23 protein-coding genes and 1 pseudogene are annotated in these 25,590 nt (G+C 40.1%); 6 read left to right on the plus strand and 18 right to left on the minus strand.

Annotated elements, in window-relative coordinates; genetic code table 11:
- Nucleotides 1–123 precede the first annotated feature (123 nt).
- The 3 genes from VJ09_RS10530 to rlmH all read left to right on the plus strand — a co-directional run bounded on the left by VJ09_RS10530 (nucleotide 124) and on the right by rlmH (nucleotide 2,166).
- Nucleotides 124–1,356 (plus strand): S1C family serine protease, encoded by a 1,233-nt coding sequence (locus tag VJ09_RS10530; RefSeq protein ID WP_044641773.1) that lies wholly within the window; start codon nucleotides 124–126, stop codon nucleotides 1,354–1,356.
- A gap of 145 nt (nucleotides 1,357–1,501) precedes the next feature.
- Nucleotides 1,502–1,684, plus strand: coding sequence for a CxxH/CxxC protein (locus tag VJ09_RS10535; RefSeq protein ID WP_044641398.1), 183 nt, complete (start codon nucleotides 1,502–1,504; stop codon nucleotides 1,682–1,684).
- A 2-nt stretch (nucleotides 1,685–1,686) separates the two neighbouring features.
- Nucleotides 1,687–2,166 carry a 23S rRNA (pseudouridine(1915)-N(3))-methyltransferase RlmH gene (rlmH, locus tag VJ09_RS10540; protein ID WP_044641399.1) on the plus strand — a complete coding sequence of 160 codons (480 nt, stop codon included), beginning with the start codon at nucleotides 1,687–1,689 and terminating at the stop codon, nucleotides 2,164–2,166.
- A 523-nt stretch (nucleotides 2,167–2,689) separates the two neighbouring features.
- Here rlmH and VJ09_RS10545 read toward each other — a convergent pair.
- From VJ09_RS10545 to VJ09_RS10595, 11 genes are all read right to left on the minus strand, one after another.
- Nucleotides 2,690–3,976, minus strand: coding sequence for an adenylosuccinate synthase (locus VJ09_RS10545; protein ID WP_044641400.1), 1,287 nt, complete (start codon nucleotides 3,974–3,976; stop codon nucleotides 2,690–2,692).
- Nucleotides 3,977–4,096: 120 nt separating this feature from the next.
- Nucleotides 4,097–5,437 (minus strand): replicative DNA helicase, encoded by a 1,341-nt coding sequence (dnaB, locus tag VJ09_RS10550; RefSeq protein WP_044641401.1) that lies wholly within the window; start codon nucleotides 5,435–5,437, stop codon nucleotides 4,097–4,099.
- 277 nt (nucleotides 5,438–5,714) lie between these two features.
- Nucleotides 5,715–6,164, minus strand: a complete 450-nt coding sequence (rplI, locus tag VJ09_RS10555; RefSeq protein WP_044641402.1) for a 50S ribosomal protein L9 — start codon at nucleotides 6,162–6,164, stop codon at nucleotides 5,715–5,717.
- The gene (locus VJ09_RS10560; RefSeq protein WP_044641403.1) at nucleotides 6,161–8,128 is read right to left on the minus strand and encodes a DHH family phosphoesterase; all 1,968 of its coding nucleotides are present in this window, start codon (nucleotides 8,126–8,128) and stop codon (nucleotides 6,161–6,163) included. The genes rplI and VJ09_RS10560 overlap by 4 nt, the downstream gene beginning before the upstream one ends.
- Nucleotides 8,129–8,262: 134 nt before the next feature.
- Nucleotides 8,263–8,574, minus strand: a complete 312-nt coding sequence (locus VJ09_RS10565; protein ID WP_044641404.1) for a MazG-like family protein — start codon at nucleotides 8,572–8,574, stop codon at nucleotides 8,263–8,265.
- A gap of 130 nt (nucleotides 8,575–8,704) precedes the next feature.
- Nucleotides 8,705–8,932, minus strand: coding sequence for a 30S ribosomal protein S18 (gene rpsR, locus VJ09_RS10570; RefSeq protein ID WP_044641405.1), 228 nt, complete (start codon nucleotides 8,930–8,932; stop codon nucleotides 8,705–8,707).
- Nucleotides 8,933–8,970: 38 nt separating this feature from the next.
- Nucleotides 8,971–9,480 carry a single-stranded DNA-binding protein gene (gene ssb, locus VJ09_RS10575; protein WP_044641406.1) on the minus strand — a complete coding sequence of 170 codons (510 nt, stop codon included), beginning with the start codon at nucleotides 9,478–9,480 and terminating at the stop codon, nucleotides 8,971–8,973.
- Between the two features lie 35 nt (nucleotides 9,481–9,515).
- Nucleotides 9,516–9,818, minus strand: coding sequence for a 30S ribosomal protein S6 (gene rpsF, locus VJ09_RS10580; RefSeq protein ID WP_044641407.1), 303 nt, complete (start codon nucleotides 9,816–9,818; stop codon nucleotides 9,516–9,518).
- 125 nt (nucleotides 9,819–9,943) lie between these two features.
- On the minus strand, nucleotides 9,944–11,044 hold the full coding sequence (gene ychF, locus VJ09_RS10585) for a redox-regulated ATPase YchF (protein WP_044641408.1): 1,101 nt from the start codon (nucleotides 11,042–11,044) through the stop codon (nucleotides 9,944–9,946).
- 201 nt (nucleotides 11,045–11,245) lie between these two features.
- On the minus strand, nucleotides 11,246–11,446 hold the full coding sequence (locus VJ09_RS10590) for a DUF951 domain-containing protein (protein ID WP_044641409.1): 201 nt from the start codon (nucleotides 11,444–11,446) through the stop codon (nucleotides 11,246–11,248).
- A gap of 57 nt (nucleotides 11,447–11,503) precedes the next feature.
- Nucleotides 11,504–12,127, minus strand: a complete 624-nt coding sequence (locus VJ09_RS10595; RefSeq protein ID WP_052807335.1) for a lysophospholipid acyltransferase family protein — start codon at nucleotides 12,125–12,127, stop codon at nucleotides 11,504–11,506.
- Nucleotides 12,128–12,254: 127 nt separating this feature from the next.
- Here VJ09_RS10595 and yyaC point away from each other — a divergent pair, with 127 nt between their 5' ends.
- Nucleotides 12,255–12,854, plus strand: a complete 600-nt coding sequence (gene yyaC / locus VJ09_RS10600) for a spore protease YyaC (protein ID WP_044641410.1) — start codon at nucleotides 12,255–12,257, stop codon at nucleotides 12,852–12,854.
- Nucleotides 12,855–13,002: 148 nt separating this feature from the next.
- On the opposite strand, the gene VJ09_RS10605 is transcribed toward yyaC, so the two are convergent.
- From VJ09_RS10605 to noc, 4 genes and pseudogenes are all read right to left on the minus strand, one after another.
- Nucleotides 13,003–13,878 carry a ParB/RepB/Spo0J family partition protein gene (locus tag VJ09_RS10605; RefSeq protein WP_044641411.1) on the minus strand — a complete coding sequence of 292 codons (876 nt, stop codon included), beginning with the start codon at nucleotides 13,876–13,878 and terminating at the stop codon, nucleotides 13,003–13,005.
- Nucleotides 13,871–14,587, minus strand: a pseudogene (locus VJ09_RS10610) (ParA family protein); the annotation flags it as partial. The gene VJ09_RS10605 and the pseudogene VJ09_RS10610, both read right to left, overlap by 8 nt.
- Nucleotides 14,588–14,658: 71 nt before the next feature.
- Nucleotides 14,659–15,720: a hypothetical protein gene (locus VJ09_RS10615; protein ID WP_044641413.1), complete on the minus strand. Its 1,062-nt coding sequence runs from the start codon at nucleotides 15,718–15,720 to the stop codon at nucleotides 14,659–14,661.
- Nucleotides 15,721–16,353: 633 nt separating this feature from the next.
- The gene (gene noc, locus VJ09_RS10620; protein WP_044641414.1) at nucleotides 16,354–17,199 is read right to left on the minus strand and encodes a nucleoid occlusion protein; all 846 of its coding nucleotides are present in this window, start codon (nucleotides 17,197–17,199) and stop codon (nucleotides 16,354–16,356) included.
- Nucleotides 17,200–17,972: 773 nt separating this feature from the next.
- Between noc and VJ09_RS10625 the strand changes: the two genes are divergently transcribed.
- Nucleotides 17,973–19,190 (plus strand): ParM/StbA family protein, encoded by a 1,218-nt coding sequence (locus VJ09_RS10625; RefSeq protein ID WP_044641415.1) that lies wholly within the window; start codon nucleotides 17,973–17,975, stop codon nucleotides 19,188–19,190.
- A 189-nt stretch (nucleotides 19,191–19,379) separates the two neighbouring features.
- The gene (locus VJ09_RS19220) at nucleotides 19,380–21,401 is read left to right on the plus strand and encodes a hypothetical protein (RefSeq protein ID WP_044641416.1); all 2,022 of its coding nucleotides are present in this window, start codon (nucleotides 19,380–19,382) and stop codon (nucleotides 21,399–21,401) included.
- Nucleotides 21,402–21,437: 36 nt separating this feature from the next.
- Here the strand turns inward: VJ09_RS19220 and rsmG are convergent, their stop codons facing one another.
- The 3 genes from rsmG to mnmE all read right to left on the minus strand — a co-directional run bounded on the left by rsmG (nucleotide 21,438) and on the right by mnmE (nucleotide 25,557).
- The gene (gene rsmG, locus VJ09_RS10635; protein ID WP_044641417.1) at nucleotides 21,438–22,142 is read right to left on the minus strand and encodes a 16S rRNA (guanine(527)-N(7))-methyltransferase RsmG; all 705 of its coding nucleotides are present in this window, start codon (nucleotides 22,140–22,142) and stop codon (nucleotides 21,438–21,440) included.
- A gap of 121 nt (nucleotides 22,143–22,263) precedes the next feature.
- Nucleotides 22,264–24,153 carry a tRNA uridine-5-carboxymethylaminomethyl(34) synthesis enzyme MnmG gene (gene mnmG / locus VJ09_RS10640; RefSeq protein ID WP_044641418.1) on the minus strand — a complete coding sequence of 630 codons (1,890 nt, stop codon included), beginning with the start codon at nucleotides 24,151–24,153 and terminating at the stop codon, nucleotides 22,264–22,266.
- Between the two features lie 24 nt (nucleotides 24,154–24,177).
- The gene (gene mnmE, locus VJ09_RS10645; protein WP_044641419.1) at nucleotides 24,178–25,557 is read right to left on the minus strand and encodes a tRNA uridine-5-carboxymethylaminomethyl(34) synthesis GTPase MnmE; all 1,380 of its coding nucleotides are present in this window, start codon (nucleotides 25,555–25,557) and stop codon (nucleotides 24,178–24,180) included.
- Nucleotides 25,558–25,590: the final 33 nt, after the last annotated feature.

Consider the following 25,590-nt stretch of genomic DNA (forward strand, 5'->3'; position numbering starts at 1 on the left):
TGATTATATGGTGAAAAGCTGGCAGCTTTACGAAATTTATCGAACTTGTTTCATGAAAAAATGGCAATTTAGTATAATAAGGAGTAAGGTTTCTCCATGATCGTATTAGAAAGGGGCAATTCTATGAGTTTGTACGATCAGCCGGAGTTTTATGAAGAGAAAAAAGAAGTACAACCACCTTCTCCGCCATCTGAGCCACCAGAACCGTCCAAACCAAAGCGGAAAAAACCCCGCTGGCTTGTGCCAATGGTCTCGGCTATCATAGGTGGTATTGTGGCACTTCTGATCTCTCCTTTATTAACACAATCCGGTATCATTCCAGCGCCTAAAAGTCCTGTAGGTACCAGTGAAATCCAAGGTCCCTACCAAACTACCAGTGTGAAAGTGAACTCCGAAATTACCGAAGCAGTGGATAAGGTGCGCTCTGCTGTGGTAGGAATTGAGAATATTGGATTCTCTAGTGGAGATAACAACTCCGAAGATGCAAAACAAGGAACTGGATCCGGTATTATTTTCCAGAAAAAGGATGGAAAGGCTCATGTTGTTACCAACTACCATGTAATTGAAGGTGCCAAGGAAGTTAGAGTCACCCTCCCTCTGGATAACCAGCCAAAAACAGTTCCTGCTAAAGTCCTTGGCTCCGATCCCATTACAGATTTAGCAGTATTGGAAATTGGAGCAGAAGACGTCAAAGTGGTAGCACAATTCGGGAACTCCGATACACTACGCCCAGGGGAACCAGCGATCGCCATCGGAAACCCACTAGGACCTCAATTTTCTCAATCGGTAACTGTTGGTGTCATTAGTTCCACACGTAGAACGATTAAAATCACAGAACGGTTAGACACAGATGTAATTCAGACCGATGCTGCAATCAATCCAGGGAATAGCGGTGGCGCACTAGTAAATTCTAGTGGTCAAGTAATTGGGATCAACAGTCTCAAGATCGCTCAATCAGGTGTGGAAGGATTAGGATTCGCCATCCCATCCAATGATGCCCTTCCTATTATCCAAGCATTGATCCAACATGGTCGTGTACCAAGGCCATACCTTGGTGTTACCTTGGTAGATCTCGAAAAGCTGCCTACTTCCATCTGGCAGGACTTGCAAGTACCTGCTAACATCAAAAGTGGAGTGGTCATTGACGAAGTTGATTTTAATACCCCTGCTCGAACAGCCGGTCTACGGGAGAAAGATATTATCGTGGCACTAGATAACCAACCAGTGGCTTCTAGTTCCGATATCCGACGCTTTCTTTACAAAAATAAAGCTGTTAACTCAACAGTCAATGTTACCTTCTATCGGAATGGATCCAAACAGACTGTAGCTGTTCAATTATCTGATACACCTCAGTAGAATCAATGGTATCTACTCAAGAAAAGGAGCCCTTTCCTAAAGGTTACATTTAGGAAAAGGCTCTTTTCTACCTTAATTGGAAATCATTTCATGTGATTAGCCTGTGGATAATGTGGATAACTTTTTTGAAAAGGAGAAAAATCTGATGAATGCTGCTTGTGCAGAACATATCGATTATTTGATGGATGACTTAGTAGAGGAAACGATGACCGCTCCCTCTTTAGAATTAATCCCTGACGAAGAACGAGGGAAAACAAAATGTAACTGGTGTAACCAACCAGCTGAGTATTACTTTGTGTTTGAGTATGGTTTAAACGAAGGGGAGTAACCATGAAGATTCAGTTCGTTACCGTAGGTAAATTGAAAGAAAAGTATTGGAAACAGGCCTGCGAAGAATATCGAAAGCGTCTTGGTGCTTATATTAAATTGGACGAGCTAGAGTTAGCAGAAGAAAAAGCATCTGAGCCAGTACATCCAAGTGAGGTAAAGATGATCCTACAGAAAGAAGGCTCCCGAATTCTTCAAGCGATTCCAACAGATGCTTACTGTATTGTCCTAGCAGTAAAAGGGAAGTCCCTTACTTCGGAAGATTTAGCAGAGCACTTGGAAGAGCTAGCTCTTCGAGGAAAGTCTAAAATCTCCTTTGTAATTGGTGGATCATATGGATTGTCCCCAGAAGTATACCAACGGGCGGATTTTTCCCTTTCTTTCTCTAGCTTTACTTTTCCTCACCAAATGATGAGAGTAATCTTGTATGAACAAGTATACCGAGCTTGTAAAATTCAACGAGGGGAAGCCTATCATAAGTAATATAAAGAGGGAGATGGCTATGTTAACAATATATCTATCTCCATCATTCTGTGGTGAAAAAGCAGAACTTCGTGCCATATAAGATTGGATATGGGAAGACTTGTTTTATTCCAAAAGCGACATTATATCAAGTTAACGATATGATGGGGAATATCTAAGTAATCACATTTGAAAATAATAAAGTAACCCACCAGATGAAGAACAGCTTAATGGAAGACTATTTTGAAATACTTCAAGTAAGAAAGATTTAGTAATAAACAATAAGATTGTTATCAACAAAGGGAAAGAATTTTATCCAATGGAAGACATGAGTATCTCAAATTTTGGAATATGTACGACTCATTGACTTATGATAAAATCCGTAGATTACGAGATGATGAATTTATCGGGCACTTTAGGGATGAACGGTAATTTATTCATTAAATAAGTGAAATGGACTACTATACCTTTATTTTAATAGACAAAAAACCACCTCTTGAATAATGATTCCTAATCCAGAGGTGGTTTTGCTTATTTTACAATCTTACACATAAACAGGACGAACTTGGATCGTTTGATCTCTATCAGGTCCAACAGAGAAGATAGCAAGCGGAATTCCTGTTAGTTGGGTGATCCGTTCAATGTAGTGTTGTGTGGATAGTGGTAGATCTTCTAGACTACGTGCTTTGGTGATATCCTCGCTCCAACCTGGTAGTTCTTCATAGACTGGTTCACATTGTCCAACCAGATCCAGATCAGATGGGTAGTTATCAATAATCTTCCCATTGCAACGATATGCTGTACAGATCTTCACTGTCTCAAGTCCAGTCAAAACATCTAATGAGTTGAGGGAAAGTCCTGTAATTCCACTAACTCGGCGAGCATGACGAACTACGACACTATCAAACCATCCTACACGTCTTGGTCGGCCTGTGGTAGTGCCATACTCTCTTCCAACTTCCCGAATTTGATTTCCAATTTCATCATGAAGTTCCGTTGGGAAAGGGCCATCTCCAACACGAGTGGTATAAGCTTTGGCAACCCCAACTACTTGATGGATCTTGGTAGGACCTACACCTGAACCGATACAAACTCCACCAGCCACTGGGTTAGAAGAAGTTACAAACGGGTAAGTTCCTTGGTCAATATCAAGCATAACCCCTTGTGCTCCTTCAAAAAGGACACGTTTTCCCTCATCTACTGCATCATTTAACACAACAGAAGTATCCATGATATATGGACGGATGCGCTCAGCAGACTGAAGATAGCTGTTGTAAATTTCCTCAAACTCAAATCCATCCAGTTGATAGATCTTTTCCAGAATCCGATTCTTTTCTTCTAAGTTCCGCTTTAACTTTTCTGCGAATCGCTTTGGATTTAATAGATCTCCTACACGAATACCGACCCTTGCTGCTTTGTCCATATAGGCAGGACCAATTCCTTTACCGGTCGTACCGATCTTGCTGGTTCCTTTACTCAATTCTTCTGCTTGGTCTAAACGTAAATGATACGGCATAATCAGATGTGCTCGATCCGAAATCCGTAAGTTATCTAATTTCACACCATGACCTACTAAATAATCGAGCTCCTCAATTAGCGCAGATGGATTGATCACCATTCCGTTTCCAAGGACACATATTTTATCTTGGTAGAAGATACCAGAAGGAATCATATGGAGCTTATAACGAGTTCCACCGAATACGATGGTATGGCCTGCATTATTCCCTCCTTGATAACGAGCTACTACTTCAGCACTTTCTGCTAAGTAATCCGTTATTTTTCCTTTTCCTTCATCGCCCCATTGTGTTCCGACCACTACTACTGTTGACATGGGCTACCTCCTAAACGTTGCCTCTATTTTCACGTACCATTAAAATTACAGTGTCATTTTAGCAATTAAAGCCACTTTCCGTCAATGTTTCCCGAACGTTTCTGTAAGTGCTACAAAAGTTTATTCGGCTTGCTGCCTAATTTCGAGACTGAGAAACTTATTATAGTTTTTTAAGAATAACAACTCCACTTTTCCTACAGGACCATTCCGCTGTTTCCCAATAATCAATTCGGCAATATTTTTCTTCTCCGAGTCTTCATTGTAGTAATCATCGCGATAGAGAAAAGCTACGATGTCAGCATCCTGCTCAATCGAACCAGATTCTCTCAAATCGGAGAGCATCGGTCGTTTATCTTGACGCTGCTCTACTGCACGGGATAGCTGTGACAATGCAATTACTGGGCACTCTAACTCCCGAGCCATTAGTTTTAGCGATCGGGATATTTCGGATATTTCCTGTTGTCTACTATCTCCTGAGTGACCATTAATTAACTGTAGATAATCGATCATTACAAGCCCTAGTCCACGTTCCGCTTTTAATCTGCGCAACTTTGCACGGATATCGTGTACTGTTACTCCAGGAGTGTCATCAATATAAATGGGAGCCTCCGATAAGCTACTAATTGCCATCGTTAGTTTTTCCCAATCTTCTTCATTTAAGTTACCAGTACGAAAAGCTTGCGCATCTATATTCCCTTCTGCTGCAATCATCCTCATTACCATCTGGGAAGCAGACATCTCCAAGTTGAAAATCGCAACAGTCTCTCTCGTTCGAAGAGCAACATTCTGCGCTAAATTTAGTGCAAAAGCGGTTTTTCCCATAGCGGGGCGAGCTGCCAATATAATCAGATCTGATTTATTCAACCCAGAAGTCATCCGATCTAAATCGACGAACCCAGTAGGAATCCCTCTTAAACCTGATTTATTATAATGGAGTGCTTCAATTTGTTCAAAGGACTCCATCAGTACATCTTGAATAGGAGCGAACCCTCCACGTGTTCCTTTTTGAGATATTGCTAGTATCTTCCGTTCCGCCTCATCTACTACATCTCGAACGTTTTCACCACTTTGATAACCGCTTTGTGCAATCTCCGTTGCAGTAAAAATCAATTTTCTTGCCAGTGACTTTTGCTCTACAATTTTCGCATAATATTCCACGTTTGCTGCCGTAGGTACTGCTCCAGAGAGCTCTGTTAGATAGGCAATACCACCGATCTCTTCTATTAGCTGCTGATCTTGTAGTTCCGAGGTAAGTGTTACTAAGTCAACCGGTTCCCCCTTTTCCACAAGACCATTCATGACTCGATAAAGTTTTTGATGTGCTTGTCGATAAAAATCTTCTGCACGAATAATCTCGTTTACCGAGACTACTACATCTGGTTGCAATAAGATGGCTCCTAGCACAGCTTGCTCTGCATCTATATTATGTGGTGGTAAACGGTCTGATATTACCTCGCTCATAGCTTCACCTCCATGCAAAAAACCCCACTAACAGCTGACTGTGGGGCTTAGCCATTGATCAGAAAAATGTTGCATTATAATAGTTAGATCTTAAACCCACTGCCGATTTGGTCTAACAAGATTTTACGACAGATAACTTTACTACTTATGGCTACTCGTATCCTTTTCTCAAAGTCGCAATCATCCAGTGGTGCTTGAGTTTATGCAACAACATCGCTCCAAAAAAATCGTGAATAATCGCCTTTACCATACCATCTATTGTCGCTTAGATTCGTATCTATTTTTGTTCTACCACTTGTACCTGTAACGTTGCCGTTACTTTTGGATGTAGCTTTACTGGAATCTGAGTAAATCCTAATGTTCTTATAGGCTCTGCGAGAACTAGTTTCTTTTTCTCCACCTTCACTTGGTGTTGTTTTTTCAGCTCTTCTGCTACCTGTTTAGAAGAAACCGCACCGAATAAACGACCACCATCACCCGACTTTGCTGAGATAACTACCTTTAGACCTTCTAATTTCTTCGCTAACTCTTTTGCGGACTCTACTTCAGCCTCTTTTTTTCGTTCATCACGCTCTTTTTGGTCCTTCAACGTATTCAGATTACCATCCGATGCAGGAAGAGCTAGCTTTCTTTTCAAGAGAAAATTTTGAGCATAACCCTCTGCTACCTCTTTGATCTCCCCTTTTTTCCCAGTTCCTTTCACATCTTGCAATAAAATCACTTTCATAGGTCTACCCCTCCACTTTTCTGTGTCTCGTGTAACAGGTTGACTAACTTTTCTTTGGCCTCTTCTAGACCACCCTGTATCTGTGCTGCTGCATTTGTGAGGTGACCCCCACCTTGGAATTCTTCCATTAATACTTGTACATTTAATTTTCCATCTGATCTTGCACTTATTGACACTAGACCATCTGCCCTTTTTCCAATAACAAAAGAAGCTACAATATCCTTCATATGAAGAAGAGTATCGGCCGCTTGAGCAATTTGCAGTTGGTCATAGATTTCATTATCTTTGCCTATCGCAACAGCAAATTTTTTGTTTAGAAGCTCTGTATTGCGGATCAGTTCTGCTCTTTTTAAGAAGTGCTCTAGATCCTCTTTTAAAAGTGCGCGTACCATCATCAGATCAGCCCCTTGTTGTCGTAAATAGGAGGCTGCCTCGAAAGTTCGAGATCCTGCACGTACAGTAAAGTTTTGAGTATCTACCACAATACCTGTAAGTAGTGCAGTTGCTTCTAATGAGTCCATCGCAAAAGATTTATTCTGATATTGAATCAATTCAGTGACTAACTCACATGTAGAGGAAGAATACGGTTCTACATAAGTAATTACCGCATGATCTACAAAATCTTCTCCGCGTCGATGATGATCGATTACGACAATCTTCATTTCCCCTTCTAGTAACTTCGGATCTATTACTAAGGAAGGTTTGTGCGTATCTACGATAACTAAAAGCGTATCGGAGTCATTCAACCACTCATACGCATCTAATGGAGAGATAATTCGCTTTCGATAAAACTCATTTTCACGAATACTTACCATTAATCGATCAATCGAGCTGTTCTCTTCATCCAAAATCAAAAATGACTCTTTTTCATGAATTCTAGCCAATTTCATGACACCAATTGCTGAACCGATCGCATCCATGTCTGGATTCTTGTGTCCCATTACTAATACTCTCGAACAACTATGGATCAGCTTACTCATCGATTGAGAGATTGCCCGCGCTTTTACTCGAGTTCGTTTTTCTACGGCATTTGTTTTCCCACCATAGAACCTTATCTTATCTCCCTCTTGTACCGCCGCCTGATCTCCTCCTCTTGCTAAGGCAATGTCTAAAGTAGACTGTGCGTATTGTAAACGATCAGCCATGTTCCCCCCAACACTGGAGCAACCTAAGCTAAGGGTGACAGGGATTTTGTTTTGCTGTGTTACCTCCCGCACAATATCCAAAATATCAAATTTGTGCTTTATAACTTCTTCAATCACTTTATACTGGGTGATAAACAGCATTTTGTCCGTTTCCAAACGCTTTAGAGCTATTTTATAATGACTTGCCCATGTAGAAATCGCATTGGTTACGTTATTCATCAAAACGGTCTCTTCTTGATCGGTAAGCCCCAACACTGCTTCTTCTAAGTTATCAATATGAATATAACCAACCACTACTTCATTATTTCGTTGTGCTTTTCGAAGTCCTACTTCTTCACTTACATCTTGGAGGAAGAAAAACTTCATTTTTCTATGATGATAAAGGCGATAAGTACACTCTCTATTAGTGAGAGTGGTCTCTTCCACCTGATTCATCCAGTCATTCGAAAGATCTGGCAATAGGTCTGTTACCTTCTCGCCGATGAGAGAACTTTCTTCAAAAACTCTTGATACAAACGGATTGTGCCATTGTATCTTACCAGCATAATCATACATGAAAACACCAAAAGGCATCTCATCCAATGTAGATTGACTAACGTAGTTTAACGACTGTGTTAAATTAAGCACTCGATGTGTATAGTCTTGGTCTAACCTCTTCTTCATCAAACGCGGAATGAACACGGTAATGAGTAGAGTGAATATACCTAGCAATCCAAACCAGAGACCTATACGAAATAAGACAATGGATAGGATCGCTATAAAAACGATTGGTACCCATTGCCACAGTCGATATGAATTTTTTTGATTCCAACTAGACATTTTGTGTAACTCCTCGGACAATATCCCCTGATTTTCCAAATGCTCTTTCCAATTTATTTTACCCTAGTTATAAAAATCAGCAACTCTTTTGGGTTAGCTAATTTTACCTGTGTAGAGCTTGTCCGAGAACCATTTTAACGGTTTTTGATATATTCCTCTAACATCGACAGGTCTCTATACCATTCTTCTAACTGATGTCCATCCTCTTGATGCTCCACCAGTTTTTGGGTGACTTCTTGGTCTAACTCTCGATAGGTAAGCCCCATTCGTCTTCCTAGAACATAGATCGATACAACGAGACTAGACAAGCTATCTATAATCATCCGCTGATTGGCATGATGAAGTCCGCGAAATAAGTTAGATATCTGATCTAAGACCTCTGTTTTCAACCAGTCAATCACTTTTAAGTTTTTGGCAAAATGAACGCCATGTTCTGGACGATTCATAACGATGCACTCCTTCTAAAGGCAGTTCCGTATAGAAGTATCTTCCACAGATTCCTTCTAAATCCTGCCAATTATAGAAGGTTTTATATAAAAGAAAAACGCAGGGTGCTAAACCCCTGCGTTTTTCTGATCAATCGTTGGTATAAGCCAACAATGCCATTTGACGAGCACGTTTAATTGCTCTAGTCAGCTGACGCTGATACTTGGAGCTTGTCCCTGTCACACGACGTGGAAGAATTTTTCCTCGTTCGCTGATGAACTTACGTAGCAAGTCTGTATCTTTGTAATCGATATACTCGATTTTGTTAGCCGTAAAGAAACAAACTTTACGACGTTTATGACCACGACGACGAGCCATTTTTATTCCCTCCTTTTATTTTCATTGCCACTTTTGGACTAGAAAGGAAGGTCATCATCTGAGAGATCAATCTGTCTGCCATCATCAGCAAACGGATCATCAGATTGTCGGTTACGCTGGTTGTTGTAACTTTGGTTATAACCTCCACCACTGGAGTTTCCATAACCTTGGTTGCCAAATCCTTGATTGTTATTGTAACCACTTTGGCTGCCAGCTTCTTGACGAGCCGATTTCGGTTCTAAGAAACGGACATCTTCGGCTACAATTTCCGGGTTTCGAACAGTACGTCCTTCTTGGTTTTCATAGGAATTAATCTGCAAGCGACCATCCACTCCAACCAATGCACCCTTCTTCAAGAAGTTAGCGCAGTTTTCAGCCAGCTTCTGCCAGGTGACAATCCGAATAAAATCCGTTTCACGTTCTCCCTTTTGATTGGTAAACTTGCGATCAACCGCAATCGAAAAGCTAGTCACTGCTACTCCATTCGGAGTATAGCGAAGCTCGGGATCATGGGTTAACCGCCCGATCAAGATGACCCGGTTTATCACAAAGAACCCTCTCCCTCTCTAGGACTATCAAAAATTTATTTCTCATCGATGTTAATCGTTAAATTACGAATTACAATATCACTGATGTTAATAACGCGATCTAGCTCGTTTACCACAGTAGCGTTTCCGTTGAAAGTAACTACTGTATAGTAACCTTCACGGAAATTCTTCGCATCATGGTTTACCAAATAAGCTAGACGACGCTTTCCGAGATCATTCGTCTCTAACAGCTCACCACCGTTGTCGGTGATAATTGCTTGCAAACGCTCACGAGTCGTTTTCAAAACTTCCTCTTCTACGTCTGGACGAACGATATACATCATTTCGTATTTAGACATCTTCCTACACCTCCTTTTGGGCTGACGGCTCTTCCTGATTCATATAATAGAAGAGCAAGGAGCATAAAAATACTCACGATAACTCATTCTATCAGAGTGATCCTCGACAATCAAGGAATTTCCTATTAAACATTAAAGCGGAAATTCATCACGTCTCCATCGGCTACAACATACTCTTTTCCTTCTAGTCGTAAAAGCCCTTTTTCTCTCGCTTGGTTCAAAGAGCCGTTTTCCACTAGATCTTGATAACCAACGACCTCTGCTCGAATAAAACCACGTTCAAAATCGGTATGAATTACTCCAGCTGCTTGTGGTGCTTTCGTGCCTTCACGAATGGTCCATGCACGAACCTCTTTTTCGCCCGCTGTGAAATAGGTAATTAATCCAAGAAGTCGATATGCCGCTTGGATCAGGCGATCTAGTCCTGATTGCTCTAATCCAAGTTCTTGGAGGAACATCTCTCTTTCTTCTCCTTCTAGCTCTGCAATCTCAGCCTCTACTTGAGCACTGATCGTTACAACACCTGAGCTTTCTAATTCAGCAATTTTACGAACTGCTTGTACATAAGGATTTTCATTCGCAGTACCTACATCTCCTTCTGCTACGTTAGCAGCGTAGAGCATGTTCTTTAATGTAAGTAGGTTCAAACTTTTAATAGCAAGTTTTTCGTCTTTATCCAATTCCACTGTTCGAGCAGGCTTTCCCTCTTCTAATGCTGGCTTAATTTTTTCTAAAATAGCATGTTCTTGTGCAGCTGCTTTGTCACCGCTTTTTTTCTGTTTCGCGAGGCGATCTATTCTCTTTTCTACTGTATCTAAGTCAGCAAGACACAACTCCAAGTTGATTGTCTCGATATCGCTAGCAGGATCTACTTTGCCCGAAACATGGGTGATATTCTCATCCTCAAAGCATCTTACTACATGAATAATTGCATCTACTTCCCGAATATGAGAAAGAAACTTATTACCCAGCCCTTCTCCTTTACTTGCACCTTTTACAAGGCCTGCAATATCTACAAATTGAAATGAGGTAGGAATTACCCGTTGTGGGGAGATCAGCTCTGCCAAACGAGTTAGACGCTCATCCGGTACATCTACTACACCTACATTCGGATCAATTGTACAAAACGGGTAGTTTGCCGATTCTGCACCAGCTTGTGTAATTGCATTGAACAGGGTCGATTTCCCAACGTTTGGAAGCCCTACTATTCCAGTTGTTAACGCCATTTTCTTCTTCCTCTCCGACTCTATACAAATCTAGCTATACAATCCCAGATTTGTTGGAATGCTAAAAAATCATACTTCCGATTCCACTATCCAAAACTAACTAATCAGCTCCTAGATTTAGATAATACACAATGACATAAAAAAGAGGCAACCTGGCCTCCACCTACTACCAGGTTGCCTCTTACATTCCATCATCGATTCTCAATCTGGATCTGCAGCTATCAAGACTTTTTTCATCTTCTGCTCAAATCGAGCACGTGGTAGGAGAACGCTATGTTCACAACCAGTGCACTTGATTCGGATATCCATTCCCATCCGAACAATCTTCCAAGCATTGGTTCCGCAAGGATGAGACTTTTTCATCTCCACGACGTCTCCTAGAGAAAATGTCTTACGTAACAATGGAGATCACACTCGCTTCCTTCTTTGCTTTCATTATAGAAATAGAAAATCTGGAATTCAACCAGTCTGTTTTTGATCTATTTGATTCCGTAAATTTCTTAGCTCTTCTAATATATCCATACTCATCTTTTCTTGTATTTCCTTTTTCTTACCCGTATATTGCTTAGGTTCAATCATACTCCCAAAACGCACTTGAATCTTAGCAGGCCGAATCCACCAATTTCCTTCCCCTAGAGCCTTTATAGTTCCCTCAATATAAACTGGAATGACTGGTGTGTTTGTTCTAAGTGCAATAAACGCTGCTCCTTGTTTAATCTGCTCCAAAGATTCTTTATCCCGAATACCACCTTCTGGAAAAAGCCCTACTACTTTCTCTTGATCGAGATATTGAATAGCTTTACGTACTGCTTGAACATCTGCTTTGCTCCGATCTACTGGAAATGCCTCTAATTGGTTTAAAGCCCACCTAGTGATCGGGTTCTGAAATGATTCCGCTCTAGCCATAAAATGAATCTTCCGTGGTAATATGGCCCCAATGTAAAAAGGATCTAAGTAACTAACATGATTGCCTACAACTAATAGCTTTCCTTCAGTCGGGAGGCTATCTAATCCCTCTATATCGATTCGATGATAGAGAGTCAAGATAAAGCCGATGATCCTCTTCATAATTCGATAAAACATAACCTCTCCCCTCCCTTTTCCTATTTTATCACGTTTGCTTTTATTAGATAAAAAACAAGTAGAGTAAATAGTATAAAAGTTAGTAGATTTCCGTATACTGGTACAGAGTAAAGGATGGTGATTGGTAATGACCACTTCAAACTTTCGAGTGAGAGTACATGATTCCAATGCTAGAACACAAGTAGCGGACTATTTCCGTCAATTAATAAAGTATCAACCATCACAACAGAACATTGTCTTTATCTGTATCGGAACAGATCGGTCAACAGGTGATTCACTCGGCCCCTTAGTAGGAACATTTTTAGAGAGAGCTTTTCTTCCTAATGTATATGTGTATGGTACTTTAGAGCAGCCTGTTCACGCACTAAATTTAAAAAATTATCTTCATACTATCTCCGAAGAACACGCAGACGCAAAAGTAGTAGCAATAGATGCCTGCTTAGGGAAACCCAAAAGCATTGGATATATTGAACTAGGAGTAGGATCGATACGTCCGGGTGCTGGTGTAAACAAAGATCTACCCGCAGTAGGGGATTATCATATTACTGGTATAGTAAATGTCTCTGGATTTATGGAATATATGGTGTTACAAAACACTCGATTAAACGTAGTCATGAAAATGGCAGAGACAATCTCCTATGCAATTCAAGATGTTTGTTTCGCAAATTCCCAATTCCCATCTCTATTACAAAAACCAAATCATTCATTTTTAAGTCAAAAAAGATGATCCCCTCTCTAAGTGAGTCGGGATCATCTTTTTTAGTAATTTTAAAGGAAGAATACGCTCATAAGACTTGATCAGAATACTTTTATTCATTTCAACGTAATTACCCTTTAGATCAAGATTCTCACATGTTTCTAAGTTAGTACTTGATTTAGTTGGAGATCAAGCGATCACCATGCATCATCTCGATCAGTCTTTCTAGTTCTCTTTCCGAGTAATACTCGATTTCGATTCTGCCTTTCTTACGTCCCTGCTTGATTTTAACTGGAGTGCTCAATACTTCTTGTAACATATCTTCATACCGTTTAAACACTGGTGAGGTAGGTAACTTTTTAGCTGGTGTATTTTTTTTACTCTCGTTTATTTGCTGTACTAATTCTTCCAATTGACGAACACTTAACCCATCTTTTAACGCACGCTCAGCTAATTTTCTCTGAATATCCTTCTCTTTGATACTCAATAGAGCCATTGCATGTCCCTTTGTTAATGTTCCACGTGAAACATACTCCTGTAAGTTTGTTGGAAGTTCTAGAAGACGTAGTATGTTGGTGACTAAGGGACGACTAATCCCTAATCGTTCAGCCAATTGCTGCTGAGTATAGCCTAGTTCTTCAATCAGTTTCTCATATGCAACTGCAATCTCGATTGGATTGAGATCTTCCCGTTGTAAATTTTCAATGAGAGCAATCTCCATCATTTGTTTATCCGAATACTCTTTCACGACAGCCGGAATAGTAGAAAGACCTGCATTCTTCGCTGCTTTGACTCGACGTTCGCCTGCTACAATCTGATAGCCTTTAATGCTCTTTCGTACTACGATCGGCTGGATAATACCATGTTCCCTTACCGAATCGGTTAACTCTTTTAGAGCCTCTTCATCAAAGTGCCGCCTTGGTTGATATGGATTGGATCTAAGTTCATCAACGGAAACCTCTTTTATGGCTTCATCTAATACTTCCTCTTTATCTTCTTCTACTAAGGAGCTTTGAAAAAGAGACCCTAATCCTTTTCCTAATCCTTTACTCACTCTGAATCACCTCTTCTGCTAATTGCAGATAGCACTCTGCTCCTTTTGATCTCTCATCATACAACAATATTGGTTTACCGTGACTAGGTGCTTCACTAAGTCGAACATTACGAGGAATAACTGTTCGATATACTTTTTGTTTGAAATGCTTTTGTACCTCTTCCATAACCTGAGTGGACAGATTGGTACGACGATCAAACATGGTTAATAAAACGCCTTCAATTTCGAGATGCTTGTTTAGGTGTTTTTGAACCATCCGTATCGTATTAAGCAGTTGACTTAATCCTTCCAGAGCATAAAATTCACACTGAATTGGAATCAAAACGGATTGGGCTGCAGTTAAAGCATTTAGTGTGATTAACCCTAACGATGGAGGACAGTCTACTAACACATAGTCAAACAAACTCTGTACTCTATTTAGGGCTTCTTTTAAACGAAGCTCTCGTAAAATAGCTTGACTCAGTTCGATTTCTGCACCTGCCAATTCAATTGTAGCCGGCAACACCCATAAATTTTCAATACCAGTATCCACAATTACTTCTTCTGCAGAGGTTTCGTTAATCAACACATCATAGATACATTGATCGAGCTTTGCTTTATTAATGCCTAATCCACTTGTGGTATTTCCTTGCGGATCAACATCTACTAGTAAAACCTTTTTACCAGCTGAAGCCAAACTAGCTGCCAAATTTACCGATGTGGTAGTTTTGTAGGGTAGAAACTAGGCGCTAGAATTCTTCTAGATTCCTAGAAACCCCCTCCGAACCATACGTACACCTTTCAATGTATATGGCTCTCCAGTTGCCTTTCCCCATAGCGAGATAGGATGTAGCGATATTTTTGTTTGATCTTTTTCACCGAAACTTTCTCTTTTTTTGCTAGTGTAAGAAGTAGGCTTTGATAATGGTAGTAATGGAATTTATGTAAAACAGTACGACTATTATCAGCCAACTCGAATTTCTGCCTTATTTGCCTCTCTTCTCTCTGAAACAAATTCCATATCTCCGTGGGAGTGAAATGAAGACGATTTGGTAGATGAATCGGTCTTCCTCTTTGTTGAAATGGTTGGATCATTTTGGCCAAACTACTAGGTGGAATCAATAAAAATAACCGATTACGATTCGTTTCCCAACACCAATCAAATTCAAAAAAAGACCCTCTACTTTTTGGGCTAACTTCTTGTTTCCATCTCATTTCCTCTCCCCAAAGGAACCTACATTCATCCTTCTCGCTTTGTATAAATGGTTCGTTGATAAGGATGAACAAATGATTTCCCATTATAAATGCTGTTTGGACTCGATTAGAAAACTTGTTTTGAAGAAAAGAGAGAATCTCACGATAATAGAGATTTCCGATCTTTTCGGTCATCCGGCCTGATTGAAAGACCTCTTGTATCAATCTCCACCATCTTCCATCTTCTATTTTTTGAGTTATTACTCTTTGTATAGGAGAAAGGGGAAGTTGTAGATGATAGAACCAGTCAGATGGTCGAAAGGATCGGCGAAATGTTTGAACGGACTGAGAGAAGTTGTTGTAAATCATTTCAGGAATTTGTTTCGATTCGGGATAAATAGATTCTAATATCTTAGCTAACACTACCTCCAACATCTGTTGGAATTGTCTACCTTCGCTTGTTTTAAGTATCTCTTTCGGTCGATATTTTTCAGTCTCTAACAACTTACACATAGCAACAATTTCATCTTGTCCTAACTTAGAATCATTTGCTTGGCTATGGTAGATAAAAGATTGAAAGAGATTTCGATATATTCGTCGAAAGCGAAACTCAGGAGAATTCCTTGCCTTTTTCGCAAGCACAGAGAAGAGCTGTTCGGCACTCTGCATTTCGCATACCTCCTGTTTCCTCTGTGGACAACCTGCCTTCCTTCGCTATGTAATCGGCTCTCCCGATCTCCAACTACTATGAAGGCTCCGTGATCCTATTGGACTTAAGCCAACTTAGACCATCTCCGTTTCTATTTGTACATAGACGAAACGACTTAGGTTTCCCGTTTGTCCCTTACACGTTCTTGTGCTGGAGAAAGGGAGAGAGTCTCGTTGTCATGGGTACAACAACAATAACCTTTCTCAAGTGTGTATCAACTAGCTTTCACACCTCCAGGCGGTTCAGCAAAGAGACTAGGATTCAAGCAATCAAGCCTTAACCATATCGTTCATTGGTCTCGCCGTTCCCTGCAGATTGCTAGTTACTCCGCACAAACGGCTTTTCTGATATGCTATGTTCCCTTGCGATGTTTCCATCTCAGGTAAATCAGATGACCATCAAGATCCCTCTCATCTTGAGCCTATGGCACTACATACAAATACTTACGGACGCACACCCACTCCGCCTTTTTGGTTGGCAATGGCAATAATCTTTCCCATTTTCCCACCCCACGTTTAAATTACCTCTTAATTTCAATACATCAGAACCTTGTTAGGAGTCTAGTATCATTCTATTGAAAGAATATTTTTCTATCAATCCTTTCTCTGTTCCTTTTTTGTAATACGAATTACTACCTCAACACAATCGTCCAATTCTCGTTCTGCAGCTGTTACTTCCATCCCTGTTTGCTTTACCATATCAATCGATTGGCGAATTGTATTCATTGCAATCCGAAAGTCACGCGAAACCGCTTTACGTTGTTGTTTGGTTAGAGAATTTTCTTCTGCCAATTCTTCTTCCTGTAGCAAAAACTTCTTTACCCTTTCCTCGGTCTGCTTCACATTTAAGTCTTTTGTAAGTATCTCTTCTAAAATAAAAAGTTGTTGTTCTTCTTTTAAAATGAGTAGTGCTCTTGCATGGCGCTCTGATATCGCTCGTTTCTGTAATGCTTCTTGAATCACAATCGGGAGTTGCAATAGCCGTAGCTTGTTAGCTATGGTTGATTGCCCCTTTCCCAATCTTTTGGCCAATCCTTCCTGAGTTAATGATTGTAATTCAATTAATTTTTGATATGCATGTGCCTCTTCAATCGAAGTAAGCCCTTCACGTTGTAGATTTTCAATTAATGCAGCTGTAGAAGCTTCTTCATCACTCAGCTCTCTAACAATTGCAGGAATCTCTATCAAGTTAAGCAACTTTACTGCTCTTAATCGCCTTTCCCCTGCAATTAATTCATATCTTTTGCCAACTGTTCGTACAATGATTGGTTGTATTACACCATGAGTAGAAATTGTTTGACACAACTCTTCTAATTTATCGTCTTCAAAAATTGTACGAGGTTGGTATGGGCTCGGGTCTACATCGGAAACTGGGATATTTCGAACTTGTTCTAAATTCTTTTCAGCAATCCCAAACCAACGCCCCAGTGAATCTCTCATCAGTTAATCACCCACACTTTCTCTTGCCAGATGATAATACAAATGCGACTTGCTAAAATCGCCTCTTCAGTTTGGTCACTGATTTACATAGAAACACGTTAGTCTTTAGCTGATTGAAAGCTTTAAGACGAAACCAAAAATCAGAAAATTCCCCTGAGATGATGCGACTTTATGATTAGTGAACTGGAGGAGGCCTTTTGAACATATAGAACATGTAGACACCGTGTTATCTTATAAACCTTTTCTACTTATCCAACACTTTCACTTGTCTACGATGTTTCCCAGTAAATAAAAGTTCTACACCAATCTCCATAATGATTTCAATTAAATGTACATAGATCCGAGTCTCTTTAGAAAGACATATTACACTAGCCCTCCAATACAACACACAAGAATAATCGAATCTACAACACAGTTATATTTCGCTAAAAAAAACAGAGTCCCCTTCTAATTTAAGGAAACTATGGTCATTAATTGGATGTTTCACGTGAAACATCTGTATTTTAACAACGTTTACACTAATTTAATTGAATGAACCGATTTATCTCAAAAAAGATAAGATCATATGATCCTATCTTCACTTTCAAAGTTTCATTAATATTTATTATTATCCAACAAGAAATGAAAACTATATTAAATAAAATTAATACAAGACTCAATTTGCAGAAAATAATTAGTAAATCATTATTTCTCTTATTGACCCTTCTCTACTGCTATTGATAGAATCTTTGAGAGAAGAGCCTTATTTTTGAAAACGGCTTAGGAGGTTCAAAATGACTAATCCAGTTTACATAGGAAATGACCAAGGTTACTACGGTACAAAAGTAGTAAGCCGTGCAAATGGAAAGTTTTATAAAATGTTTATCCGAAACATGGTAGTACCAAATCGTGTGGGGGAAATTACATATAATAACGATCCTCACAACATTATGTACCGTGAACTTGATGGTGACCGGGAATGGTTCTGCGGGAAATTAGCTGTAGAACAATCTGGAGACGATGAGTTATTCGATTCTCACAAACGTCGTCTTTTTAGTCCAACTTGGTTCCGTGAGGAAGAATACCTCATTATGTTCCGTGTTAGCACTGGTTTAATGTTACAAGGAAATAGTGAACCTATTGTCTCGATCGCACTCCCTACTGATAGCTACATTGACTATAAGGATGAACTCAAACGTCGCATTATTGGTAAACATAGTTTTGAAGTAAAACAAGGTAATTTACCTTGGCGTAAGATCGAATTCGAAATTAAAAAGGACAACCTCTATGTAATCAGTCAACCTATGGCTACTTTGTTCCATATTGCATTAGACCGTGATGGCAAGCTATTAAACGAAGACCTCTTTATTCAAAAAGTTAGTATCAATGATTTAGGCTTTGGCACTTCTGATATTGAGACGCTTCACGGTGAAACCATTATCAAGCGTCAAAGTTTCACCTCTCGTCACGCTATGCTCAATGTATATCAACTTCTCTCCAAGCGGTTACTTGAGTTTACTCGTTCCCAAGACCCAGAGAATAACGGAAAAGAGTATCCAATCTGGAGCCTTCCTCGCATCGTGAATTCTGGTGAGATCAGCTTTAAAGGAAAGCAACATGATATAAGCAGTGTGGTACAAGAATGTATCAAAGAAGTCGGTGAGTCGCTAGTCGAAGAGGTTTGGAACCGTCTGGATTACGGTGATGACATTACTTACATCATCTTGACTGGTGGAGCTTCCATTCCATTTAAACCATTCTACCGTGAGAAATTTGGAGAGAAATTAATCTTTGCAGAAGACTATGGAATTGAAGCGCAATTTGCAAATGGATTTGGACTTTGTAAATTCTCACAATCAAAATCCAAAGCTACTCCAGTGAAAGATATGCTTGAAGCAGCAGCTACCATTCAGCAGGAGTTCTCCGTTCCAGATGGTTTGGGAGCAGAGCCTGTAACAAGCAGAAAAAATTCTTCTTCTCTTCCACAACAACCTGCGAAACTAAAGAAATAATCACTCATCCAAGTTTGGCGAGTCCCCCAGGTTTGATCGGGGGGCTTCTTTTTTACAAAAAAACAAAACCTAATGCGCTTCCCTTATGATTCCTTCTCCTAAGGGTGGAGTTTCCTTTCGAAAAGAGGGATAATATAGAAAGGATCAAACTAGGAGCGAATTGCAAAATTAGCGAAGGAGGGGAAGATTTTGTCTAACGAAGAGAAAAACTTTGATGTCCTCATTCTCGGAGCCGGTGAAAACGCATTGAAAGCTTTAGAGAGTGTACAAGCGAACGGACAGACCGCACTCTGGATTGATATGGATCAAAATTCTCTCATGACACTAATCTGTCAGAAGAATCGTTCCTCCTCCACCACTTGGGACGACGAAGAATTATACCAAGTGTTTGTGGATAAACAGACGATTACAACGACAGAAATTGAATCTACCACGTTTGTTCTTCAAACAAAACCAGCATTAGCCAAATCTCAGTTTGAGGAAATAGAGATCGGAAGCCCTTTGGTATTGGATACTCTAGATGAGGAACTACCAATCGAATCAGCGCATGAGAAAAATACAGCAAATCCCTTTATCTCATTTCCGACTCATACAGAGGATTCTAACTTACATGCTACCGACAGCAAGATTGAGTCTAGTTCTACCAAACATATAGAAGAAAGTTCCAGTTCCGCTTTTCTCCTTGATCCTCATCAAGAGGAACAAACGAAAGAAAGTAGTGCTGTCAGTACCTTTTTATTCCATTCAGATTTGTTAGAAGAACAGATGGAAACAAAGTCTGTTGAAAACAGCATAAAAACTGAGGAGTCTCTGGATCAACAAGAAATACAAGAAACAGTAGCTGAGGAGGATAACTCCTTATTTGTGTTTCCACAATTTTATTCTGGAGAACTATCAATCTCAGAATCAAAATCGGAATCCTCTTCTGTTCAATTAGATGTAACTCTCGATCAAGCTAATGATTCCGAACAAGAAAATATAGATGACACAGCTGAATCAGAAGAGCATGAGAAACAAGAGGAAGTAGAGTCTCCTACTGTGCAAGAAGTAGTACTCATGGAAGAAAATGATGAGGTCTTAGAAGCAGATATCCGCGAAGATCCTACTCAAACATTCTCGCTCCCAAAAAGAGGTGTCGTCATTGGATCCAGTTTACTAGGGCAAAAAAGCTTACTTTGGAACCAAAGGGAAACATCCAATAAAAAACCTCTTATTAAGGAGTCGTTGCTCGGAAACCAGATATTTGAAAAGTTACTAGCAAAGGATCCAGAGGAAAAAAATGAACAGAATTCAAAACCACTAGAATCCTCCAGTGTGATGGAGAATTCAACTATACAGGATAGTAGTTCGATAGAGCACAAAGAAAGTAGTTCTTCTAGTATCCAGAATCATATTGCTCCTATTGAGACGGAAGTTACAAAAGAATCCCCTATTCCTTCCTTATCATTAGAAAGTTCCGCTAATGATTTAGAGGAGTTAGAAACAAGCGAAACATCGATTCATTCTAAAATAAAAAAACAAGATGATACATCTCGTCTTAAGAAACTTTCTATACCACAAACCAAAACAGACGAATTAAAAAATCTAATAAAAGCAGATTTGCCATCACAACAGAAAGCGTCCAAGATTGATGTCAAACCAAATCAGTCTAAACCAAGTCAATCTAAACCAAGTCAATCTAAACCAAGTCAATCTAAACCAAGTCAATCTAAACCAAGTCAGTCTAAACCAAGTCAGTCTAAACCAAGTCAGTCTAAACCGAGTCAGTCTAAACCAAGCATGACAGAATCAATTCAACCTGAGGCTAAACATTCAGAAGTTACTCCAATAGAGCCTTTTAGCAGTAGACGACGGTCTCGTGCAAATAAAAAAAGTAGGCTATTTGCAAATATAGAGTCATTTACAAAGCCTACTATTTCAAAAACACCATTGACTCAAGATCCAGAGTCAAGTGCAACAATCCATCCACCCAAAAAAATTGAATCTATTTACCCAGAAGATGAGTTTGATTTCTTGGAAAGCAGCACCACCAGTGACCAATTAAAACGAGATGATATTGAATTCGAAGATGCTTATGGTGGTTATTCTTCTTGGGAGGAGTTCCTAACTCCCTTTTCCCAAGGAAACCGTAAGCGTCAAGAGATGGATAAGTTGGAAAAACGGAAATTAGCACTTCGAGGTTTGCACAATTTAATCAATAATCTTGGTTGATTCGACTCATTTCCCGGGAAATATTCGACATATTTTTTAGGAAATAGGTTCTTTGCTCGGAATCCCCGCTTTCCTCGGATAGCGCTTGGGGGTTCCTTTTTTCTTTTCTAATACTATTAAGTTTCGTTCCCCCATATGGTAAGGGAGCTCTAGCTTCTTTATTTCTACTAATTCCGCTCCAAGTCTCTCGATCGCTACTTTGGCTTCTGTTAATTCCTCTTCTGCACCTGGTCCTTTCATCGCAACACAGAATCCTCCAACGCGAACATATGGTAGTAAATACTCCGCTAATACATTTAGACGGGCTACCGCACGGGCTGTAACCAAATCAAACTGTTGACGAAGCTCCACTCGTCTTGCTCCATCCTCTGCTCTAGCATGTACTGTTTGAATTCCCTTTAAGTTACAAGTCTGAATAACCTCTTGTAGAAATCTCAATCTTTTTTGTAGAGAATCTAAAAGTACTACCTCTGTCTCCGGAAAAGCTATCTTGAGCGGGAGGCCAGGAAACCCAGCTCCAGTTCCGACATCGATTAAAGAGGTTCCATTTTCTATTTTTACGATTTGAGACAAACTCAATGAATCATAAAAGTGTTTAATATAGACATCGCTTTTTTCGGTAATTGCAGTTAAATTCATATGTTGGTTGGTCTCAATTAATAGTCGGTAGTAAAGTTCCAATTGGTTTAGTTGTACATCCGTGAGAGCGAATTCATTCTGTAATTTCTCGATTTCTTTCACTGTAACTCTCCTTATGAACAGCCCCTCTCTCCTGTAGAGAAAGGGGCTGTTATCTCAAAGTTATTTGTCTAACCATTCAAGAAGGGATGGAGAAAACTCCCCCGATGGAAGTTTCACTTTACTATTCTGCTTTTTGTACTGCTTTTCCACCTTGCTCCATATGAACCATCAGAATGGAAATATCAGCAGGATTGACTCCCGAGATCCGAGAGGCTTGCCCAAGTGAAACAGGACGAACTAACATTAACTTCTCGCGTGCTTCTGAAGAGATTCCTGCTATTTTGGTATAGTCTACCCACTGAGGAATACGCTTAGCTTCCATCTTTCTCATTTTCTCTACTTGTTGTAATGATTTTTTGATATATCCTTCGTATTTTAGTTGAATTTCCACTTGTTCGGCAACATCTTCCGAGATCTCTTCTGAGGATGGAGACATCTCTGCAATATGCGCATACCCAAGCTCTGGTCGTTTGATTAAATTTGCTAGTTCTACCGCATTGTGAATCTCTGAAGTCCCCATTCGTTCCAATATTGCTTGAACTTCAGGTATTGGACGAATCTTAGTTTCTCGTAGACGCTCTATTTCTCGGGCGATCGCCTCTTTTTTGGCTTCAAACTTTTGATAACGTTCTTTGGAAATAAGGCCTATTTCATAGCCAATATCAGTTAGACGAAGGTCTGCGTTGTCATGACGAAGTAGTAGCCGGTGTTCCGCACGAGAAGTTAGCAGACGATAAGGCTCTTCTGTCCCTTTGGTCACTAAGTCGTCAATCAGTACACCAATATAGGCTTGCGAACGATCTAATACAACAGGGCTTTTCCCTTGAACTTTCCGGGCAGCATTAATCCCTGCCATGATTCCTTGAGCTGCAGCCTCTTCATAACCGGAAGTACCATTGATTTGCCCAGCTGTAAATAAGTTTTCCACCAACTTGGTTTCCAAAGATGGCCACAATTGAGTAGGTACAATGGCGTCATATTCAATTGCATATCCGGTTCGCATCATTTCTGCTTTTTCTAATCCCTTTATAGTACGTAACAATTCCAACTGTACATCTTCCGGCAAACTAGTAGAAAGACCTTGTACATACATTTCTAGTGTTTCTCGTCCTTCTGGCTCGATAAAGATTTGGTGACGATTCTTGTCTGCAAAACGTACAATCTTGTCTTCAATCGATGGACAGTAACGTGGACCTCTCCCTTTGATTTCGCCTGAATACATAGGTGCACGGTGAAGATTTTGTTGGATATATTCATGTGTATCTTCATTGGTATAAGTTAACCAACAAGGAAGTTGATCCATGTTATATTCGGTTGTTTCGTATGAAAATGCACGTGGTACATCATCACCTGGCTGTATTTCCATCTGAGAGGTATCGATGGTTCGTTTATTGATTCGTGGTGGAGTACCTGTTTTAAAGCGAACCATATCAAATCCTAGCTCCATCAGATGATGCGCCAAGTTAATAGATGGCTGTTGGTTATTTGGACCACTTTCATAAGATAAATCCCCGATTATGATTCTACCTCGTAAGTACGTTCCTGTTGTGAGAATAACTGTTTTAGAGTAATACTCCGCACCTGTACGGGTTACTACTCCCCGACAAACACCATCTTCCATTAAAAAGCGTTCAACCATATTCTGATGCAAAGTCAAATTAGGTGTTTCCTCGATTACTCTTTTCAGTTCTCTTTGATAGAGAACTTTGTCTGCTTGAGCACGTAGAGCGTAAACAGCAGGTCCTTTTCCAGTATTCAACATTCGCATCTGGATATGCGTTTTGTCAATCACCTTTGCCATTTCTCCACCCAATGCATCGATCTCTCGCACTACATGGCCTTTCGCCGGTCCTCCGACAGACGGGTTACACGGCATATAGGCAATAGTATCCAAACTGAGGGTAAGTAGTAGGGTTTCACAACCCATACGAGCTGCTGCTAATGCGGATTCACAACCTGCATGTCCAGCTCCGATGACTATTACATCATAGTCATTCGCACGGTAATTCATCACCATTCACCACCAACTACAATATTATTTTCCTAGGCAAAACTGGGAGAAAATCTGATCGATCAAATCCTCTGCTACCGCTTCACCAATTACTTCTCCTAATGATTGCCAAGCATTTTTCAGGTCAATCTCTACCATATCAAGCGGGACATCCAACTCTAGACCTTGTAAAACGTCCTGAACACTTTTTTTAGCGCTTTTTAACAGATGAATATGCCGTGCATTACTAACATACGTGCTTTCTGTTAGTTCTAGCTTTCCTTCAAAAAACAAGTTCGCAATGGCTTCTTCTAACTGATCTATTCCTTCTTCTTTTTGCACTGACATCTTAATAATAGGAGTTTCCGATGGTACTTTGGATTCAACGGATGAAATATCGAGATTGCTCGGAAGATCCATCTTATTGATCACAATAACGCTTTTATGTCGTTGCGTTAACTCTAAGAGACGATAATCGTCCGGTTGTAGACCTTCATAGTTGTTAAGTAATAACAATAAAAGATCTGCTCCTTGCAAAGCCTGTTCGGATCTTTCAACCCCAATCCGTTCTACTATATCTTCTGTTTCCCTAATACCTGCCGTATCTAAAAGGCGAAGAGGAATCCCACGCAAATTGATATACTCTTCAATTACATCCCGTGTCGTTCCTGGAATATCCGTTACAATCGCTTTATTCTCTTGTGTCAAAGCATTCATAAGGGATGATTTTCCAACGTTGGGTCTCCCGATAATGGCAGTAGCAATACCTTCTCGTAATATTTTCCCTTGAGCTGCTGTCTGTAACAAGCCTTCTATTTGTTGAATAATGTATTGACATTTATTTGTAAGTAGAGTGCTAGTCATCTCATCCGCATCATACTCTGGATAATCGACATTAACCGCTAGGTGCGCTAATGTTTCGACGATCTCATGTCGTAACTGCCGAATTAGACGAGACAGTTTTCCATCCGATTGCTGAGAAGCAATCTTGGCAGCTCGATCTGTTTTCGCTCGAATCAAATCCATTACTGCTTCTGCCTGGGACAGATCAATTCTTCCATTTAAAAATGCTCTCTTGGTAAATTCACCTGGTTCTGCCAATTTTGCTCCCGCATCCAAGATCGCCTCTAATGTTTTTTGAACAGGAATAGCTCCACCATGACAGCTAACCTCTACTACATCTTCTCTAGTAAACGTCCTTGGTGCACGCATAACCGTTACGAGAACTTCATCAATCTTGGTCTCAGAATCTGGATCTACTATGGATCCATAACGAATAGTATGCGTTTCTACATCTTTCAGTTTCGTTTTACCTCGGAAAACCCGATCCACAATCGGGATAGCTTCCGATCCACTGACTCGAATCACTGCTATTCCAGCCTCTCCAAGAGCAGTAGAAATCGCAGCGATTGTCTCCGTTTCCATGTAAATCACTCCAACATATCCAAATAAAGGTAA

Origin of the sequence: Risungbinella massiliensis (assembly GCF_000942395.1) — a bacterium.
Lineage (GTDB): Bacteria > Bacillota > Bacilli > Thermoactinomycetales > Thermoactinomycetaceae > Risungbinella > Risungbinella massiliensis.

What these genes read in the sequence shown, in the direction of transcription:
- VJ09_RS10560 (WP_044641403.1), bottom strand. Translation starts at nt 8,128, where the DNA reads ATGTCTAGTTGGAATCAAAAAAATTCATATCGACTGTGGCAATGGGTA.
- rlmH (WP_044641399.1), top strand. Translation starts at nt 1,687, where the DNA reads ATGAAGATTCAGTTCGTTACCGTAGGTAAATTGAAAGAAAAGTATTGG.
- rpsF (WP_044641407.1), bottom strand. Translation starts at nt 9,818, where the DNA reads ATGTCTAAATACGAAATGATGTATATCGTTCGTCCAGACGTAGAAGAG.
- VJ09_RS10565 (WP_044641404.1), bottom strand. Translation starts at nt 8,574, where the DNA reads ATGAATCGTCCAGAACATGGCGTTCATTTTGCCAAAAACTTAAAAGTG.
- noc (WP_044641414.1), bottom strand. Translation starts at nt 17,199, where the DNA reads ATGAGAGATTCACTGGGGCGTTGGTTTGGGATTGCTGAAAAGAATTTA.
- yyaC (WP_044641410.1), top strand. Translation starts at nt 12,255, where the DNA reads ATGACCACTTCAAACTTTCGAGTGAGAGTACATGATTCCAATGCTAGA.
- VJ09_RS10625 (WP_044641415.1), top strand. Translation starts at nt 17,973, where the DNA reads ATGACTAATCCAGTTTACATAGGAAATGACCAAGGTTACTACGGTACA.
- VJ09_RS10535 (WP_044641398.1), top strand. Translation starts at nt 1,502, where the DNA reads ATGAATGCTGCTTGTGCAGAACATATCGATTATTTGATGGATGACTTA.
- dnaB (WP_044641401.1), bottom strand. Translation starts at nt 5,437, where the DNA reads ATGAGCGAGGTAATATCAGACCGTTTACCACCACATAATATAGATGCA.
- VJ09_RS10545 (WP_044641400.1), bottom strand. Translation starts at nt 3,976, where the DNA reads ATGTCAACAGTAGTAGTGGTCGGAACACAATGGGGCGATGAAGGAAAA.
- VJ09_RS10530 (WP_044641773.1), top strand. Translation starts at nt 124, where the DNA reads ATGAGTTTGTACGATCAGCCGGAGTTTTATGAAGAGAAAAAAGAAGTA.
- VJ09_RS10615 (WP_044641413.1), bottom strand. Translation starts at nt 15,720, where the DNA reads ATGCAGAGTGCCGAACAGCTCTTCTCTGTGCTTGCGAAAAAGGCAAGG.
- rplI (WP_044641402.1), bottom strand. Translation starts at nt 6,164, where the DNA reads ATGAAAGTGATTTTATTGCAAGATGTGAAAGGAACTGGGAAAAAAGGG.
- ychF (WP_044641408.1), bottom strand. Translation starts at nt 11,044, where the DNA reads ATGGCGTTAACAACTGGAATAGTAGGGCTTCCAAACGTTGGGAAATCG.
- VJ09_RS10595 (WP_052807335.1), bottom strand. Translation starts at nt 12,127, where the DNA reads ATGTTTTATCGAATTATGAAGAGGATCATCGGCTTTATCTTGACTCTC.
- rpsR (WP_044641405.1), bottom strand. Translation starts at nt 8,932, where the DNA reads ATGGCTCGTCGTCGTGGTCATAAACGTCGTAAAGTTTGTTTCTTTACG.
- mnmG (WP_044641418.1), bottom strand. Translation starts at nt 24,153, where the DNA reads ATGAATTACCGTGCGAATGACTATGATGTAATAGTCATCGGAGCTGGA.
- mnmE (WP_044641419.1), bottom strand. Translation starts at nt 25,557, where the DNA reads ATGGAAACGGAGACAATCGCTGCGATTTCTACTGCTCTTGGAGAGGCT.